Consider the following 18704-nt stretch of genomic DNA (forward strand, 5'->3'; position numbering starts at 1 on the left):
TTTATTTTCAGATTTGACATCCCCCTGGTGGCAACATCCAATGAGTAGTTTTTTGAGCAACTACCTGAAGAAATTGAATTGAAGGATTTAAGCAATAGCAGCCTTTTCCTGCTTTTCTAATTTTCTGACTACCATCAATAGAATCAGCCCGATGGAAAACCAAATGGCCAAAGCAATGATCGAATTGCGCATGCTGCCTGTGAGGTTGTCCATAAATCCCCACATGACGAGTCCGCACATCATGGCCAACTTTTCGCAGACATCAAAGAAGCTGAAGTAACCTGCGTTGTTTTCTGTTTTGGGGATAAACTTCGCATAAGTCGACCGGGACAAGGACTGTATTCCTCCCATCACCATCCCAATAAAGAAACCTGCGATATAAAAGTGGAAGGCGGTTTGAATAAAATAGCTGCCGATGCACACGAAAATCCAAATAGTCACTGCAATAGTCAGAGCCTGAAGGTTTCCCATCTTTTTGGAGATCCATGCAAACAGGAACGCACCGATAATACCTACATATTCCAATAAAAGGATGGTTATGATCAACTCTGTCATGCCCATTCCGACTTCCTTTTCCCCAAATGATGCAGCCATAAACATTACCGTCTGTACACCCATGATATAGAAGAAAAAACTCATCAGGTACATCTTTAATTTTGGTTCGTTCTTAAGTCTCCCCCAGATCTTGGCCAATTCCCGGTATCCGTTGAGGAGAAACTTCCTCTCTGTCGTGGTTTTGGAATAGATTCCCTTGGGAAGCTTTCGAAAAGTAACCTGCGCAAATCCAAACCACCATATGCCTGTGAGGAGAAATGAAATTCTGGGGAGTAGCGAACCATCTTCTATGCCTAGGGTTTCCTGATTGAGGATGGCGGCAAGATTGAGGAGTAGTAGGGTCGTAGAACCGATATAACCAAATGCGTAACCCCGCGCGCTGACTTTGTCCTGTTGGTCTTCAGTGGCGATAGCGGGGAGATATGAATTATAAAAAACAATGCTGCCCGAATATCCGATCGTCGCCAGCATCATGAAGGCCAATCCGAAGTGAACCATTTCGGGTCCATCAAAAAAGAAAAGAGATGAACAGCCGATCGCACCCAGGTAGCAAAAGAACTGCATAAACCTTTTTTGATTGCTGTAATAATCCGATATCGAAGACAGGAGTGGAGAGACCAGGGCAATGATTCCAAAAGCAATACCGAGGTTGATGGAGTAAGCCGCTGTATTTTCGATCTCCAATCCGAAAACCGTGATTTTGCTGCCGGCGTCGGTGGTAGTAATCGAATTGTAATAAGCTGGGAAAATCGCCGAGGCGATCACCAAAGAATAAGCGGAATTGGACCAATCATACATGGCCCAAGCACGAATCGTTTTTCGGTCATTCTTTGCGATGACCTGACTGTCTTCTTTCATCTGATTTGGTTATTGGGCTAGTGGTACCCAATGAAGATAAAAAGAATTTTGTCCAAAAAACAGAAGAAGGAATCAGAACAATCATCTCAAACCCAATACCTGATTTTTTTTACGATCAGGAACCAGGTTTTTTTAGGCAAGTTTCAGTTTCAAAGAAAACAGGTAATTGAAATAAGGGACTTTCTTCAAGATATAAATGAGGAGCAAACAAAGAAACAGTATGGCCCCTGCAAAAATCATCCCCCCGATAAAGGTGCTGAAAAAGTCAAATTCGATGAAAAACGGTTTGATCAAAGCGCCGACGATTCTATGTAGAAGATAGATGCCCAAGGTATTTTTACTGACATGTCGGATTATTTTACCTGAAAGGCCATGGTTATTGTATTGCATCGAAAGGATAAAAATGGATACGACCATGACCAAAGCAAAGACAGAATCAAACGCTTCGAAGCCAATGTCCCAGGTTTCCCCTTGTCTGAATGATATAAGGACACCATAGGAAAATAACAAGGCCATAGACACCGGGATTGCTATAAAGGACAGTATCCGGTTTCTGTTGGTGAGGATGGAGTCTTTCATAGAGAATACAATTCCACCCAGCATGAAATAGCCGATAGAAAAACCATAGATTCCGCTGAAAGCATTGAACCCGCCAAAGTAATTGAGGAAAAAATAAGTGTTCAAAAATTTTCCCGAAACCGTGCTTGCCACATTCAGCAGAAGCCCGAGAAAGGTATTTCCAAATGACAAAATCATCACACAGGCAAAAAAGAAATAGAAGTAGTTCTTTTTGGTTTTGAATGCCAAAAAAAGCAAAGGGAAAAATATGTAGATCACCACAAGTGCTTCCAAAAACCAAAGGTGGTTTACCCATCCGGTTTTCAAAGTATAGATATCCTTTATGATTCCAGATACAGAAATACTTTCACCATATATCAACGAAAGTGAAATCATAGTAATGAACCCCCAGGCAATAACCAGGATGCCTGTTTTTAGGATCTTGGAGACATGGACTTTAAGGCTAAACCCCGACTTGTTTAAGAGCAAAGCGCCATTGATAAAAAAGAAAATCGGCACTCAGGTGCTGAAAATGGAGAAAATAAAGAAATTGGAATAAGCCCCCGTTTTTCCTGTCCCAATAAAGTCAACTTCCATAATTGGGAAATGGTAAATCAGGACAAAATAAATGGCCATTGCCTTCATCAAATCCAAGCCGTCATAGGTCTGATATTTTTTTGCAGCAGGAGGATTTTGTTGCATTTCAAAAATTCAATTAGGTGGTTTATGTAGGCGAAAGGGGAACTTTTCCTTAAGGGTAATTCAACACTATGCAAAAAACGCTGCATAGATTGATTTTGTTGAAAAAGTGACTTTCTGAAAGCAAAACTAAACCATTATAACGCCACTTCCAAAATTGGAATTTGGAAATGGTCCGGACATGTATAGGTCAGGTGAGTTGAAAAAAATACATGACCTGCTTAGAATGCTTATTTGGTTTTGGATTATCCCATTCTGATTGCATCAAGATCTCCTAATCCTACCGTTGGTTTTGATACGCTGCAATGGCTTCCTGTAGGACTTGGAAGGCCTCTTCTTTTTCACCTATTGATTTGATTTCCACTTGACCTTTTCCTTTGTAATTTTCAAACCAGATAGTCAATATTTCAATCATCCCCGGATAATCATCCTCTAGGTTTTCCATAGTGCGAATATTTTCTAGGTATCCTTTTGTCGGCAAAGCGATCAATTTGTCATCCAATTCGCCATTATCAAGCATTCTGAAAATCCCAATGACACGACATTCTACGAGGCTTCCTCGGGTTAGGGGCGGTCCCAAAATCAGAATATCAAGAGGATCTCCATCTCCGCCTACTGCAGCATCTTGTAATGATTGGGGAACCATCCCATAGTTTCCCGGATACCCTAGGTAGTCCACAACACGTCTGATTCCATCTATTTCGGGCAATTCAAGGTGACCGTTCTCCTTATTGACTTCCCACTTTTCCAAGGTTCCTGTTGGGATTTCGACCACCACGTTGATTAGGGAATCTCCAACCATTGCAGGATAACCGTGAAGATAATGAACTGAATCCTTGATCGAATATTCCTCTATCGGAGGCGATTGAAGCAGATCAGTTTGCATTTCTTCATTTTGATTTTTGCAGGAAAACAAAACAAAACAAACAAGTAAAATGGAGGTAGAAATTGCCTTTTTCATTTAGTTTAAAGTAATTTAAAATATCATATAGAGGCATTCTTTCTCTAATCAATTCTGTTTAACTCCATATAGTGAGTTCGTAGGTAATGATAAAGCCTTTGAACATTAATAGGGTCGGAGGTATCCATAATTTTAACCGTTTCACCTTTGAAAATAAGAGTTATCAATAAATATCGAACCCTATAAATATTATCAAATGATTTCCACATGACCAAATCATCTAAATTATAAGATTTCACTCCAAACAAAGTTTTTATGACAATCGTGTTTCGATCCTGTAAAATCTTGGAGTAATTTTTTAAAATTCTGATAATCAAATATCCTAAAAAGGCAGATGAAAAAACCATTATTCCAATGAGTAAATAATCAGCTTTAAAAATTATTAAAAAATATATAAACAGAAGAGTTCCTAAAAACATGAATCCTGCAAAAAGGAGCTGTGCGTAAAATTTCATTTTTAAAGATTTTAAAGTGCTTTGTCGCTTTAAGTAATGATTTTTTTTGATTTTAAAAAAAATATACTGTTTTCAATTATGCGGCATTCCATCCAAATCAAAAAAATCTCCCCGGGATCTGTCCAAGGAATTTGATATTAATGCAAAATTTTTTGAATTCGCTTTCAGGTCAAGGTACTTATCGACAATCCTCCGGTTCTTATAAATGATGAATGTGTTCCCTGTTTCAGGATTGATCTTGTTTAGGTTAGCCTCTCTTTTGGAATCACTGAAGGAGGGAACGAAAGTCAAAGCAGTCCTTTGAAGATTCAGTTCTCTACCAATAGTTTCAAGTTCATTGGCCCTTTTTGATTTGCTATATCCGTTTTCATTTCCATATACAAAATAAGCTTTGAGATATATTTGTCTCGACATGCTCTGTAATTCCAAAAACCCAAGCCATTTTTTGATGTCGTCCCAATCAGGATTATTTCCCACGAATAATACGATCCCGTGGTATCTTCCATACTTGCAGACTGGACAAGCCTGGCTTCCTTTATCCGGCCCAAAGGCATGGAATGGGATAAAAGAGGGTTGGTCCTCTCCAATGTTTAATCCTGACTTTTTGTTCGAAACATCCTTTTGCGGATAATTGGGGATATTCAACCCTAAGATGATGTCATGTTCGGCGATCTGCAAATTGCCTTTCAAAAGCACCCTTACAATTCCGCTTCCTGCCCGGTTTTCGGGTGGATATTTTTTCATATATGGAATCAAAAGCGGATCATCATCAAAAACGACATCATCGGTATAGTACTCATTTTTGATATCAGATTCTTTGATTGAAAGGTGAATATGTGCAGGCAAATCCTCATTGGGATAAGGGGCAGGTCGTATGGTGTAGATGCTGTATTTTCCGTTTTCATCGGATTTTACCCAACCTCTAAACCTTCCATGACTTTTTGCTTTTGGATCAGTTTTGGTGTCCGCAGTATAATATCCTTCGGTGTCGGTATGCCAATAATAGATAATGATATTTGGAGCCGGAGTCTTTCCACCGGGTTCGAAAACAGTTCCTGTTAACAGAAGCTTTTGTACTTTTTCTTTGTACCAACCGGCACTGGTGTCTGTTGCGTTTATTTCTTTTGGAATGCCGATATACATCAATTCGCAGCCGTCACAACCTCCTCCGATAACACTGTTTCTTTGACTTGGAGAGGTTCTATTTTCAGTATTTCCTGTTTGACCTTTACAGCCAAAAGCAAAAAACACGAGTAACAACCAGGTTAGGGTTCCCTTTTTCATTTGATTTTTTTCTGTAAAAATCAGTCATTAAAAACCTGGTTTGCAAATCAAAAACGCCAACAGGATGGAATTATAGCTTATCCTGAGTAAGAAGTTCAAGTTTGGCTTTGAAGTCCTTTGCAAAATTCCTACTGATTCTGAGCACTGTTCCTTCATCCATCATCACATCATAATCCCCGTTCTGTCGGGATTTATAGGATTGGACGTGAGTCAGGTTTACAATTTCAGATTTGTGAATCCTGACAAAATACCTGTTGTCTAATTTTTCCGATAAGAATTTTAAAGTTTGGCTATAAAGGAATTTACTCCCTTGATAATAGACATTGACATAGGGAGTATTGGCAGAAAAATAGAGCACCTCCTTGGTTGGAATATGAAGTTGCTTGTTTCCTTCCTTGATTGTGAGACTAGTCAAAAATTCATTTTGACCATTGATTTTTGATTTGTGTAGGCTTTGGAAATTGTTCAATCGGGCTTTAAAAAACGAATACAGGACTATAGGAACGGTATATAAAAGAAAAACTTTGAAGAAATGTTGGGTAAGGCCAAACTGAAAGGTCTGACCGAACTCAAAAGTATGAGGATAAAACACAGACGAAATGAGCCATACCAATCCGGGAAAAGCAAAAAGGTGGATGATGATCGGAATGAGAACAATAAGGGCAAATCTCACTTTGGTTTTGGAAACTTCAACAAGACTCAGCTGTCCATACCAAAGCGGTAAGAAAATCCACCAATACGAACTAAACAATAGAGATTCCGAAATGAAAAAGCCATAGTTTTGGAATCTGGATTCAAGAAAATCAATCAGTACAGTCAGGAAAATACAGGTGACCAAAAAACCCAACAAAATAAATGGTTTCCCAAACGAAAATTCAACTAGTCCTTTTATAAAAAACTGTTTCATTTTAAAATTTTGATCTAGAGCAGCAGAATATCATCAAGTTTATAAAATAAACACCAACCAAAAAATATCAGGTAAATTTTTTATAAAGCTAATTACGCTACATTTTAATGGTGGTTGTTCTCTTATCCTCCACCGATCCCTTTCATTTTCCATTGGTAGATTTTGAAGTTTAAGGACTGTTATTTTAAAAGTCAATGCCCTATATTACAGCAGTTTTGCATCCCGAAATAACATTTATGGACAGAAGAAAATCGCTTAAAATCCTTGGAGGTACCGCAGTAGGTATCGCAGGGTTGGTTCTTGTGGACTGGAAATGGCAGCTAGTTGACCAGTTGACACACAAAGGTTTTTTCTCTTTCAAGGAAGAGCAATTGATCACCGCCATCGCCGACACCATCATTCCCGCAGGATTGCCACCCAAAGTTCCTACCCCGGATGCCCAACCAATCGGTGCGCTGAGTACCGGCACGGACAAATATCTGATCAGGCTTTTTGAGCATTGCTACGAAAAGGAAGATCAGGACATGATCAAATCCCAATTGGCTTCACTTGCAGAAAAGTCAAAGACAACACTCGGTAAATCTTTTGAAAAAGGTACTCAAGAGGAGCGTGAAGGGCTTTTACTTTCCCTGGCTTCCTCCGAAAATGAGGAGGAGAAGAAGTTTTTTGACCTTATAAAATCACAGACCATCACGGGATTCACCACCGTCAAGGAGGTGATGGCAGATTATCGAGGCTACAAAGTGGCACCGGGCTATTTCCATGGATGCATCGATGTACCTTCCCAAGCTTAAACCCAAGACGACATGTTACAGGATTCTAAAGATAAGCGCACCTATGATGCGATCGTGATTGGTTCAGGCGCCAGCGGAGGATGGGCTGCCAAGGAACTCACAGAAAAAGGATTGAAGACCCTAGTCCTCGAAAGGGGCAGGATGGTCCGGCACATAGAAGATTACCCCACCGCCTCTAAGGCACCTTGGGAATTTGAGTTCCGTGGTGCGGTTCCTGTGGATAAGCGATCAGGTATCGGTGCGGCCAGGTGGGCGAGAGAAGAGACCATGCATTGGGCTTTGGCCGAAGATGAGCAGCCGATCATTGAAGAAAAACCATTCCGGTGGTTTCGTGGATACCATGTCGGCGGCAAATCCTTGCTTTGGGCTAGGGCAACACAGCGTTGGTCTGATTACGATTTTGAAGGTCCTGCTCGGGATGGCTTTGCGGTAGATTGGCCGGTGAGATATAAAGACCTAGAGCCTTGGCTGGATTATGTAGAGACATTTGCAGGAATCGCCGGAGGCAGGGATGGATTGCCTGAGTTGCCGGATTCCATCGTGCAGCCGGGATTTGAGTTGAGTTGCATCGAGCAATATTATAAAGAACAGCTGAAGCAGAATTATGGCGACCGACACCTGATTCAGGGCAGGTGTGCACACCTAACTGATCCTCAGCAAATACATAGAGAACAAGGACGGAATAAGTGCCAAAACCAAGGTATGTGTAACCGTGGCTGCGTGTACGGTGGATATTTTTCAGCCAATGCTTCTACTTTGCCTTGGGCAGAAAAGACAGGAAATCTTACTATCAGACCCGATTCTGTGGTGGAATCTATCATCTATGACGAATCAAAAGGAAAAGCTTCAGGTGTGAGGATCATTGACAGGAATACAGGGGAGGCAATGGAATTTTATGCGAAGATTATCTTTGTGAATGCGTCGACCATTGCGACCAATGCGATATTACTCAATTCCAAATCATCCCGATTCCCCAATGGCATCGGAAATGACAACGTCCTGATGGGCAAATTCCTTGCCTGTCATAATTACCGTGGAAAAGGAAGCGCGAGCTATGAGGGATTTGCTGACAAGGCCACCGACGGAAGGCATGCCGGACACGCCTATGTGCCGAGATTCAGGAATGTATTCCGTCAGGACACAGACTTTCTACGAGGCTATTCGATCGGGATGGCAGGAGGAAGAGGTCTCGGTTCGGACACAAGTGGCATCGGCCACGAACTTCGTGACAGCTTACTCAACCAAAAATATGGTACTTGGCGCATATCAGCTTGGATGCAGGGAGAAACCATTCCCATCGAAACCAACCATATTCGCCTCAGTACTGATGAGAAGGATAAATATGGTATCCCAAAGATCATCCTTTCGGTCGAATGGACGGATAATGACGACAAAATGACGGCAGATTTCCTTCAGCAGCAACAGGCTATGTTTGAAAAAGCCGGATTTACAGACATCAAAGTCGAAGATACCAAAGCACCTCCCGGATCTGACATCCACGAAATGGGAGGAGTTCGTATGGGAAAAGATCCAAAAACCTCCCTGCTGAATGAATGGAATCAGTTGCATACCTGCAAAAATGTGTTTGTCTCAGACGGAGCGAGCTTTACGAGTACAAGCACGCAAAATCCTACGCTGATGTTTATGGCTTTTACTGCCCGTGCAGCCAACCACGCGGTGGAGGAATTAAACAAGGGAAATTTGTAGCTATTGTGGAATAAAACCATTCGGAAAGAGAAAAGCATAAAAGTGGTCGAGAATTGTCTCTTGATTTTGTTGATTTAGAAAGAAACCAAAAAAACCGTCAGTGATAAGGCTGACGGTTTTCGGGCTAGAAAGAATCGACGATCAGTATATGTCCTTTTCGTCTATCGTTCTATTGATTGAGCTAGCTGCACTGACCTAACAAAAAGTAAATAATAACAAATACAATGATGGTGCTGATACAGCCTCCACCTAATTTCTTTGCGCCATAGCCCGCAATCAGGGTTTTAAACAGGTTGTTCATGCTTTTTCAGTGGTTTTTGAATGTAGGTTTCTGACCTTCCCGATCAGATAGGTTTATTTGTTGAGGGAATATAGAAGCTCTTTTGGTATTGGGGAAAAACACCTCTCCTGACTACTCAAAAGAGGTTGATTTTGAATTCGATTTTTATTTTTCAGAAAGTGTCCGGTTTGGTTGGGGTTGATTCCTCATCGTTCCGGTCTTTTCCCTGCGGTTTTCATTTTCTGCATTTACGTTGGGATCTTCAAGCCTAGGCAGTGCTTTGGGTTTATCGGTTTTGTCCAATGTCTCATCCCTTGCAGGATTTTCGGTTTTTGCAGTGACCTCCATATTTTTCTTTTTTTCCTCATCGAAGTCAAATTCCCGGTCTGTTGGATTCAGGTCATTTCTACCTCTTTCTTGGTTTGTTCTCTCATTTGAGCTGTTTTCGTTCTGAGGATTGTGGTTTCCGTTTTTCTGTTGGTTCATAATTTCGTGGGTTTATGTTGATCAATAATTCATGATCAAATTTACATTACCCAACAAATCAAAGCATTACATGAATTTTCAAAATAGATACACAATTCACAGCAAGGAGGAATCTCTAAGAAAAAAAGGTGGCAAGGGAAGAAAAATAAGATGGTCTAGGATACCTTTCCCAGACCATCTATTTTCTTTTAAAAATCAATTTTCACAAACTCAATTCAGCAAAGGAAAAAACTGACCTTCCATTTTGTGTCCTTTTTCTATGATCGGCACACCTTTGAGCAATTCGTCATCGGTATTGGAGATGGTCCCATCGGCAAAAACATTCAAGACAAAAGCCCTTCGGCTTCTTGGGGAGCGATTTTCGTAGCTTCCATGCACCATCAGTGGATGGTGGAAAGTCCCATATCCAGCCTTAAGTTCGATGGCTACAGGTTTGAATGCTGCTTTTTGTTCTTCAGTCATAAACTCCATCAATCCATCCATTTTGCCTGCAAGAGCCGGTTTTTCCAACAGACCCCATTTGTGGCTGCCGGGGATATAGTAAAGGCAGCCGTTTTCCGTAGTTGCATCATCGAGTCCACACCAACAGGTGAGGTGCTGCATCTTGATCGTCCGTGTCCAATAGGAATAATCCTGATGCCAAGCCACCACGCCGCCGTGATGGGCAGGCTTGCAGAATAATTGGTCATGCCAAAACCGGACTTTTTGATTGCCAAGAAGCTGACTCGCTGCCATGACAAAAGCCGGATTCCAGATCACATCATGAAAGGCCTTTGAAATCCTCCAATGACCTAGAGAATGGAACAAGACAGTATTCGGATCGTCCGATTCATTGCTGTGAAACTCATGGAAAAGATGGTGGGAAGGATGCTTTGGATCGGCAACTTCATCCAATTCTTTTTTGAGGATTTCTATTTGATTTTCGTCAAGGAGCTTGATGCCACTGAGGTATCCTTGCTCATGAAAAAAATCAACCTGTTCTTGGCTGAGCCTGTACGGTTCCCACTCTTCCTGGGTTTTTGGATAGGGGAATAGTCCGGTGATAGGTTTGTGAATGAGGGATAAGTCTTGCATGGGATTGGTATTTTGGGTAATAGCCATGAAGTTAAGAGAAAGCTTGGAGAATTGGAAGATTACAAAATTGAAAAATTGGGAAGATTGGAAAATTGCAAAATTGAAATATTGTGAAGATTGCAAAATTGAAAAAATAAATACCGATAGAGATGTTATAGAAAAGAAAAAATGTGGCTCCAAAAAAGGACGCAACACCGGTCATCGGTCATCGGACATTTTACACCTACTTCTCCAGCTTTTCAAGCCTTTCAAGCAGGGGAGGATGACTGTAATTGACAAAAACATACCAAGGATGTGGGTTGATATTACTGAGGCTGTTGACGGATAGGGTTTTAAGGGCTTCAGCAAGTGGTTTGCCATCATAAGTTTCCTTGGCAAAGGCATCTGCTTCAAATTCATTTTTGCGGCTCAATAGATTCATCCCAATCCCAAGAATGCTGGATATAGGAGAAAAAAGTATCGTAAATCCGATGATGTTCAGGTGGATCGCCATTTCTGTGCCTCCAAGAGCAAGACTCATCTGCTCGCTGTGAATAAACTGGGCAAGTATGAAAAGCAGAATTCCAACCTGTAGGACAGAAGTGACCATGCTCCATACAATATGTTTCTTCTTATAATGTCCGATTTCATGGGCAAGAACTGCCACCAATTCGTCTGGAGTATGTTGGTCGATAAGCGTATCAAAAAGGACAACTTTTTTCCTTTTGCCAAAACCTGAAAAGAATGCATTGGCTTTTGCGGAGCGTTTGCTGCCATCCATGACAAGGATATTGTCCAAAGGAAAATCAACAGACCGCGCATATCTGACAATACTGTTTTTGAGTTCACCTTCTTCAAGTGGAGTAAGTTTATTGAAGAGAGGGAGAAACCAAGCGGTATAGAACATGTTCACAACGACCATGAAAACACCTGAAACCAACCAAAATTGCCACCAAAAGTCTTTGCCCATCTGATGGATCAGCCAAAGCAGCGTTCCCAGCAAAAGCCCTCCGATGACAATGGAAATCAGGTATCCTTTGATTTTGTCTGAGAAATAGGTCTTTTTGGTGGATTTGTTGAATCCGAATTTTTCTTCAATCACAAAAGTCTGGTAATAATCGAAAGGAATAGAAATGATATCCGAACCTATAAATACTACCGCAAAATAAATCAGTGAAAGCAGGATAGGGTTTCCGATGAAGCCTTTTAGAAAAATATCAAGCCATCCGAAAACTCCAAAATAAATAAAACCGATGGTCAAAATAAAAACAGTTGTTCCGGTGATCAAGCCAAAACGGAAATTTGCCCACTGATAAGATTTGGACTCAAGGAGTTTTTGCTGGCTAATGTATTGGTCAAGTGTTTTGGGAATGGTAGGAACCGGCCTTTTGATGTTTAGGAAGCTGAGTGATTTTTCAGCCACGAAACCCAAAACAAGGATACCCAATATCAGGTACTTGATCTCTTCAGCTTCCATCAGCTCAGAACTTTGGACAAGGAAGGAGGGTGTCTCTTTTACGAGTTCTTGCCTGGTTTTTATCTGCCAAAAGGAAAGCAATGCTGACTTCATGGGCACCGCCGGACTGAATACCAAGTTGAGAAACGGTGTAGTCAAAACTGTATCCCATACTCATCCCTGTTGGCAGATTGAAGCCGATCATCATGACGATGGCGTCACGGTTATTTTGGTTTTCCACTGGTTTGTAGGGAAGGCCTCGGTACCAGATACCAAGATTCAAAGGTTCCATGTGGAGGTAAGCGCCGATATCCAATTGTTCAAAAGGACCTTGGCGTTTGTAATTCAGAGTAGGCAACAAATACCTTTGCTTTCTCTGATGGGTATAATCTGAGCGATAGCTACCTGTTCCAAGAGAAATCCTATACCCTGTATGGAAGGAAAATTTGGCAGGCAAAGGACTCACCCCATCCAAGAAAGATTGGTTGGGTTCATTGACATGGTGTGCAGAAAGACCAAACCAGAATTTGTCAGTAAAAAACAACCCTCCAAAAGAAAGGGACAATAAATTTACAGGTTCACCGGATCCGGGTAGGTCTGTGCTAGGTAAAGTAGGGCCTAAAGGATCTGCTGGATTGATTTGATTTGCAAAAATAAGGTTTTCAAAAAAACCGATATCCCTTCGGATGTAGGCTGCCTGAACTCCGGGTCGGAAATAAGCATTTTCGCCGACTCTCAACTCATAGGAATACAAACCTGCCACGGTTGTAGACCTTAATTTTGCCCCGCCCTCTACATCATTCATAACCATAAAACCGATTCCACTGTTATAATCATCCAGGTAGGTATCATAGTAAGCTGCGAAGGTGGTAAATTGTGCATCAAGGCCAGGCCATTGGTTGCGATAATTGGCACCGATTCGCGGCAGCATTTCCGAACCGGTGAAGGCAGGATTCAAATAAAGTGGCGCCGCATAGTATTGGCTGAATTGCGGGTCTTGGGCCTGCAATGTCATATTTCCTGTAAAAATAAAGGAAACAAAAAAAAGACGGAGGATAAAAGACCTTTGCAAGTTGTAATTCGTTATGTTAGCAATTGGATTCACCTTTGCAACGTCCAAAACGTTTTGTTGTTTTAAACGCAACGTGTAAATTATGAAAAGCCTTAGTAATTCCATAAAAATATTCTTTTTTTTTAGTGCGCTGATATTTTTGAACAATGCATTCAATCCGGCACCCCTTCATGCCCAAGGGTTTAACAATAATGAATGGATTTTTGGAGACTGCGGTTCAGGCCAAAATAACATTCTTTCATTTGGAAAAGGAGAAGATCCCATAGTCAGGAGTCTTCCAAGTGGGGTGATTGTCGGACAAAATAACAACGCTGTAGCCATCGATCCAATTTCTGGCAATATTATTTTTTATACCAATGGGGTTTTGGTCTATGATGCAAACAATCAGGTACTTGAAGGAGTAGCTCCCGGAATCAATGGAAATATTGATGGAATACAGGAACTAGCCATCGGGGTTTTGAGCTATGACCCTGTAGGGGACAGATTGTATTATATATTTTACCTGAGCCCTGCCGGAGATTTACAATATGCACTGATTGACATGAATGCACCTGGTCAGGCTGTGGGAAACGAACCTCCTTTGGGTGAAATAATTGTAAAAGATCAGGTAATTACAGGAGCGGTTTCAGGACCGATTATGGTAGTCAAAACTCCCCAATCTCCCTCTTATCTGATCAGTATCGAAGGGGGGACGATTGTTTCGAGACGGGTTGGAGCCAATCAAGGCGAGTTTTTACTTAATTCCAACTCCCCGATTCTTTTCAATCCAAAATCCATGGTTTTTGATGAGGAATCCCAAAAATTTATTTTGATCCCCGAGGACCCCAATGAAAATATCGTTTTAGTGGATTTTGATGCTGCAACGGGGACTTTTGGAGCTGTCACACCGATCCCCCAATCTAGCAATGGTGATGATTTTGGAGGAGCCTCTTTTTCCCCTGATGGAGACTATATTTATTTTTCCCGAGGAGATGAATTGTTAAGAATTCCAGTAAGTGACCTTACTGCAACGCCTGAAGTCATTCCATTAGAAAACGATATTTTTCAGATTTATGACGTCAAAATTGGACCTGATGGCAGGCTTTACTATATCTACGAGGAGGTCGCAGGCGGCCCGCAGCTGATAGGGAGGGTAGAAAATCCCGATGTCGAAGACTTGGCTGAGATTGAATTGGAGGAAGATCCATTCAACGGAACTGATTTTTGTGGAAGGATTTTCCCCCAGTTTGCTCCCAATCAAAATATAAACGCAACTGTGGATTTTGAATGGAATCCTGAAGAACCATGCAGTAACAATCCTGTGCAGTTGACAAGCTTGATCACTCCTGAAAATTTCCGACCTGTCAGTTTTGAATGGACTTTCAATCCTCCATTGACAGATGAAGATGGAGCCCCTATAGATATTGACTTTACCCAAGAGCATTTGTTGATTCCTGAGGAAGCAACCGCAAATGAGAGCATTGACGTCACCTTGACCGTCACTTTTGCAGATGGGACAACCCAGACAGTTAATAAGACCATAACGCTGCTTCCCAATGAATTACAGGTCCAATTCAGCGCACAGGACACCACCGTATGCGAGGGTGGTTGTGTAGATATTGGTTCCATGCTGACCGTACAGGCAGGACAAGATGGTGGCGGCGGAGGCGGCGGAGGCGGCGTCTATGAGTACTTCTGGTCCAATATCAGGGAGTGGAGACCTACCAAAGACAATTGTGTTGACTTGCCTGGTCTGTATTGGGTATTGGTAAGAGAACCCGGTTCTGAATGTTATGCCTATGGAAGTGTAAGGGTCAAAATCTGGGATCTGAATGACCAAAGCAACAACATCTGGTATTTTGGTGATGGGGCAGGTTTGGACTTCAATCCAGATCCAAACAACCCGAATGGGCCAACTCCAAGGGCAGTAAGCCATAACCAAAATATTCCGGCAGGTACGACTACCATTTCCGATGGAACGGGCCAGGTCTTGTTCTTTACAGACGGAGAGACTGTATGGGACCTGAACGGCAATGTGATGGAAAATGGAGACAGCATCGGCGGAAGTAACCTTTCTTCTCAAAGTGTCCTAGCTGTACCGGTTCCTCAGGATGAAACGATATTTTATCTATTTACCACCCAAACAGCCGTCGACGGTAGTAATCAGGTGAAATTTTCGGTTGTCGATATCAAAGTCGAAAATCCAAACGGTGTCGGAAATGTAGTCAGTAAGGATAATTTTCTGTTCAGTCCCAGTACAGAGCATTCTGCAGCACTTGCTGCCGGAGATACCACATGGGTTTTATTTCACGAGCTGGGCAACAATACCTTTAGGGCTTATCCGGTTTCAATTTTCGGTATCGGCAGTCCTGTATTTTCATCTGTCGGTTCCAATCATGGGTTTAATACAGGAGTTGGAACCATGAAATTTAGCCCTGATGGGACCAAAGTGGCTGTCACCATCCAGGATGGGGCATGTAGCCGCTTGGAAATCTTTGATTTTGATCCCGATACGGGGGAAATGACAGAGTATGCTTTGCTGGATTTAGGCTGTAATGGAGAAGATATTTATGGAATGGAATTTTCTCCCGACGGAAGCAGGGCTTACGTTTCGTATGCAGGAGGTGGCGGAAAAGTCGAGGAGTTTTTGATTCAGGCACCTGAACAGACGGGTACGACCCCACTTGCCTGTGCTACCTGTTTTGACAATGCAGATACTAGGGCTGAGAGAGAGGCTTGTATTTTAAATTCTCCTGTCAGAGGCGTATTGAGTACTTCAGGTCCTTTTGGGGCGCTGCAAATCGGCCCGGATGGACAGATTTATGTGGCAAGACCTGGACAAAACATGTTGGGATCTATCAATGCTGGTTCAGATTGTAACGTAAGTATTTATAATGAAATGGGTTCTCCTCCATTGACTGGAACAAGCAACCTTGGACTACCTTCCTTTGTGCAGCAGTCTGGCAGCAGCATTCCAGATCCTTTACTCTCCGGGACCCCACAATTATGTCTTGATCCTCAAAATGGAGTAATAGGACAGTTTCAGGGCGCTGGGGAACCTGATATCGACAGTTATTTCTGGACTATCACGCATGAAGACGGTACAGTAGAACTGAATAACTTTGGCGGCCCGGGAGAGCAGTTTCAAATTTATGAACATCAATTTTCCAGGCCCGGTCTTTATACCGTGGATTTGAGGGTCGACAGGTGTGGGGATCCGGATTTTTATGAAGGAAGGCTTGAGGTTATGGTTATCGCACCTCCGGCTTTGACTTTGCCTGAAGCTGTCACTTTGTGTTTGGGAACTCCGGTCAGTCTTACCGCTATCGATGGTTATGATCCTTCTGAAGGGCTTTATGATTTTGAATGGAGAAATGCCGCAGGACAATTATTTGGAGATCAAAATTCAAATACCATTGTCGTAAATGAGGAAAGTATCTTTACCGTAGTGGTATCCCATAGACCCGGAGCCGGTGATGATCCTGCGTTTTTTGATCCTTGTCCGGCAGAGGCTTCTGTTTTTGTGGGTCCTGCATTTGAATTTGACCTCACACAGACAGACGATCAGGTTTGTTATGATGATAATCTTGTGGTTTTCGCACCCAATACACCCATTTCTGGACAATGGTTTTATCAGGTTCAGGGAACTGTAAACAGGGTTCCTCTGGGTGAGTTTTTTGAATTGAATCTGATTCCAAGTTCTCTTCCTTCTCCGGGAGTTTATGACATCATATTTGTGGCAGAAGACCCGATCTTGGAGGGATGTATCGTAGAAAAACAGTTGGAATTGATTGTCTTTCCTTTACCGGCATTTGAGGTTGTGGTGTTGACGGAGGCGGATGATTGTGCAGCGGCAAATGGCAGTTTTGAGATTACCATGTTGGCTGATGCCGATGAGGTAAGGATAGTCCAAACTGGGCAAGTTTTTACCAATGTATTTTCCGGAGATGTTTTACCTGTTGTCACAGGACTTGAACCTGGAGTTTATACCGTGGTAGCGACCAGTGATTCTGGATGTGAATTTTTACTACCTGTTGTGGTTCGGAATTTGAATCCACCAACCGGGATTTCAGATTATGAGGTTACCACTACTCCGGAAACATGTTCGGCTACAGGAGTAGATTTTGGTTCGATCAAAGTCTCGTTTAACCTCGGCCCCCAAAGCGGTTCATACGTGCTGACAAGACAGGAAGACGGTCAGGAAATTGGGGGTACTTTTGCTTCTGTAGATTCCATTCAAGTTTCATTGCCTGATGGGACTTATACACTGACTTTGTTAGATATAGTGGACTGTGCTTTCCCTGACCCGGTTTCTTACATCATTGACAATGCCGATCAGGTCATATTCTCTGTACCTACAAATGTGACTGCATGTGGCCTGTTTATCATGGTTCCCCAATCTGCAACCCAACTCGATTATGAAGTGAGAGGCCCCAATGGTCAGGTTATAAATGCAGATCAGGATGGAGGTTATTTGTTTGAATTTACAGGGGTTTATACAGTCAGGGGATTTGATCCTAATGGTATTTTGTGTCCAAGCGAATTGAGTTTGATAGAGGTTGTTATCAATAGCCCAATTGATTTTTCATTGTCCGAACCGATTGTGGATTGTGAATTGGGGGTTTCCTATGAAGTGGTTTTATTTGGTTTTGACCCAAACAATGCAAATTTCTTTTGGAGAAATTCTTCAGGGGACATTGTCGGAAGAAATCAGGAATTTTTCCCGCCAAGTCCAGGAACCTATACCGTGGAAGTGCAGCCTAGAAGCGGAGGATTGTGCCCTGAAAAAACCATTGAATTTGAAGTGGAGGAATTCTTGGAAAGTGTAGAAATGACTGTGGTCGCACAGCAATTTTGCGTAGGAGATACTTTTGCCAATATCAGTGTTGAGGCTGATTTTACCAATGTTTCCCTGATCCAATGGTTCAGTGTAGTGGGTTCGACAAGAACCCTGATACCGGAATTTACAGACCAAGAGACTGTCACAGTATTTGACATAGGCGTCTATGAAGTGGTATTGTTGAGTGTTTATGGTTGTGAACTGGCACGAGAGCAAGTGCAGATTTCCAGATCGGTGATTGTACCGCCTGTTTTGGCCCCAAGCTATACCATCTGTGCGGTTGAAAATATCACAGTTCGGATCAATCCTGGTACCTATGATTTCTACTCTTGGAAGCTTGAAGGCAACGAGGTATCGACCGATTCTGTATTTGTGCCTACACTACCGGGCAATTACCTGCTGACCGTGGCAGACAATCTCGGCTGTGAATATACTGTCAGCTTTGTGGTGCTTGAAGATTGCGCCTTGAGGGTGATTTTCCCTGATGCTATCGTACCGAGTAAGCCTGACAGACATTTCTTGGTTTACACAAATGATTTCGTCGATGAGTTAGAGGTATTTATTTTCAACCGATGGGGAGAACTGATTTTCTATTGCGAGCAAAAAAACATTAACAGCGATACTTTTGTTTGTGGATGGGATGGAACCGTAAATGGAACTTATGTCCCAATCGGGGTGTATCCTGTGGTGGTTAACTTTAGAAGCAACAACCAAAATGTCACCAGCAAAATCACAAAATCCATTTTAGTAATTGAATAAA

Annotated in this window: 14 protein-coding genes; 3 read left to right on the forward strand and 11 right to left on the reverse strand. The window is 42.2% G+C overall.

Annotation, left to right across the window (positions count from 1 at the left end):
- Positions 1-87 precede the first annotated feature (87 nt).
- The 7 genes from MMU05_RS16435 to MMU05_RS16465 all read right to left on the reverse strand — a co-directional run bounded on the left by MMU05_RS16435 (position 88) and on the right by MMU05_RS16465 (position 6277).
- Positions 88-1413, reverse strand: coding sequence for an MFS transporter (locus tag MMU05_RS16435; RefSeq protein ID WP_241142768.1), 1326 nt, complete (start codon positions 1411-1413; stop codon positions 88-90).
- A 132-nt stretch (positions 1414-1545) separates the two neighbouring features.
- The gene (locus MMU05_RS16440; protein WP_336246961.1) at positions 1546-2490 is read right to left on the reverse strand and encodes an acyltransferase; all 945 of its coding nucleotides are present in this window, start codon (positions 2488-2490) and stop codon (positions 1546-1548) included.
- Positions 2491-2673 carry a hypothetical protein gene (locus tag MMU05_RS16445; protein WP_241142770.1) on the reverse strand — a complete coding sequence of 61 codons (183 nt, stop codon included), beginning with the start codon at positions 2671-2673 and terminating at the stop codon, positions 2491-2493. It abuts the gene before it with no gap.
- A gap of 277 nt (positions 2674-2950) precedes the next feature.
- Positions 2951-3631, reverse strand: coding sequence for an inorganic diphosphatase (locus MMU05_RS16450; RefSeq protein ID WP_241142771.1), 681 nt, complete (start codon positions 3629-3631; stop codon positions 2951-2953).
- Between the two features lie 44 nt (positions 3632-3675).
- The gene (locus MMU05_RS16455) at positions 3676-4086 is read right to left on the reverse strand and encodes a hypothetical protein (RefSeq protein WP_241142772.1); all 411 of its coding nucleotides are present in this window, start codon (positions 4084-4086) and stop codon (positions 3676-3678) included.
- A 72-nt stretch (positions 4087-4158) separates the two neighbouring features.
- Positions 4159-5370, reverse strand: coding sequence for a dioxygenase family protein (locus tag MMU05_RS16460; RefSeq protein WP_241142773.1), 1212 nt, complete (start codon positions 5368-5370; stop codon positions 4159-4161).
- A 70-nt stretch (positions 5371-5440) separates the two neighbouring features.
- On the reverse strand, positions 5441-6277 hold the full coding sequence (locus MMU05_RS16465; RefSeq protein WP_241142774.1) for a LytR/AlgR family response regulator transcription factor: 837 nt from the start codon (positions 6275-6277) through the stop codon (positions 5441-5443).
- A gap of 194 nt (positions 6278-6471) precedes the next feature.
- Between MMU05_RS16465 and MMU05_RS16470 the strand changes: the two genes are divergently transcribed.
- Positions 6472-7071 carry a gluconate 2-dehydrogenase subunit 3 family protein gene (locus tag MMU05_RS16470; protein WP_241142775.1) on the forward strand — a complete coding sequence of 200 codons (600 nt, stop codon included), beginning with the start codon at positions 6472-6474 and terminating at the stop codon, positions 7069-7071.
- Positions 7072-7083: 12 nt separating this feature from the next.
- A complete protein-coding gene (locus MMU05_RS16475; protein WP_241142776.1) occupies positions 7084-8778 on the forward strand; it encodes a GMC oxidoreductase in 1695 nt (564 codons plus the stop codon).
- Positions 8779-9223: 445 nt separating this feature from the next.
- Here MMU05_RS16475 and MMU05_RS16480 read toward each other — a convergent pair whose 3' ends face one another.
- From MMU05_RS16480 to MMU05_RS16495, 4 genes are all read right to left on the reverse strand, one after another.
- Entirely contained in the window at positions 9224-9544 is a 321-nt protein-coding gene (locus tag MMU05_RS16480) for a hypothetical protein (RefSeq protein ID WP_241142777.1), read from the reverse strand.
- 210 nt (positions 9545-9754) lie between these two features.
- Positions 9755-10618 carry a phytanoyl-CoA dioxygenase family protein gene (locus MMU05_RS16485; RefSeq protein WP_241142778.1) on the reverse strand — a complete coding sequence of 288 codons (864 nt, stop codon included), beginning with the start codon at positions 10616-10618 and terminating at the stop codon, positions 9755-9757.
- Between the two features lie 223 nt (positions 10619-10841).
- The gene (locus MMU05_RS16490) at positions 10842-12074 is read right to left on the reverse strand and encodes a M48 family metallopeptidase (protein WP_241142831.1); all 1233 of its coding nucleotides are present in this window, start codon (positions 12072-12074) and stop codon (positions 10842-10844) included.
- Between the two features lie 4 nt (positions 12075-12078).
- Positions 12079-13125 carry a PorP/SprF family type IX secretion system membrane protein gene (locus MMU05_RS16495; RefSeq protein WP_241142779.1) on the reverse strand — a complete coding sequence of 349 codons (1047 nt, stop codon included), beginning with the start codon at positions 13123-13125 and terminating at the stop codon, positions 12079-12081.
- An 82-nt stretch (positions 13126-13207) separates the two neighbouring features.
- On the opposite strand from MMU05_RS16495, the gene MMU05_RS16500 reads away from it, so the two are divergent.
- Complete coding sequence (locus tag MMU05_RS16500) at positions 13208-18703, forward strand: gliding motility-associated C-terminal domain-containing protein (RefSeq protein WP_241142780.1); 5496 nt, start codon at positions 13208-13210, stop codon at positions 18701-18703.
- Position 18704: the final 1 nt, after the last annotated feature.

It is taken from the genome of Cognataquiflexum rubidum (assembly GCF_022538115.1).
In the GTDB taxonomy this organism is placed as follows: Bacteria; Bacteroidota; Bacteroidia; order Cytophagales; family Cyclobacteriaceae; genus Cognataquiflexum; species Cognataquiflexum rubidum.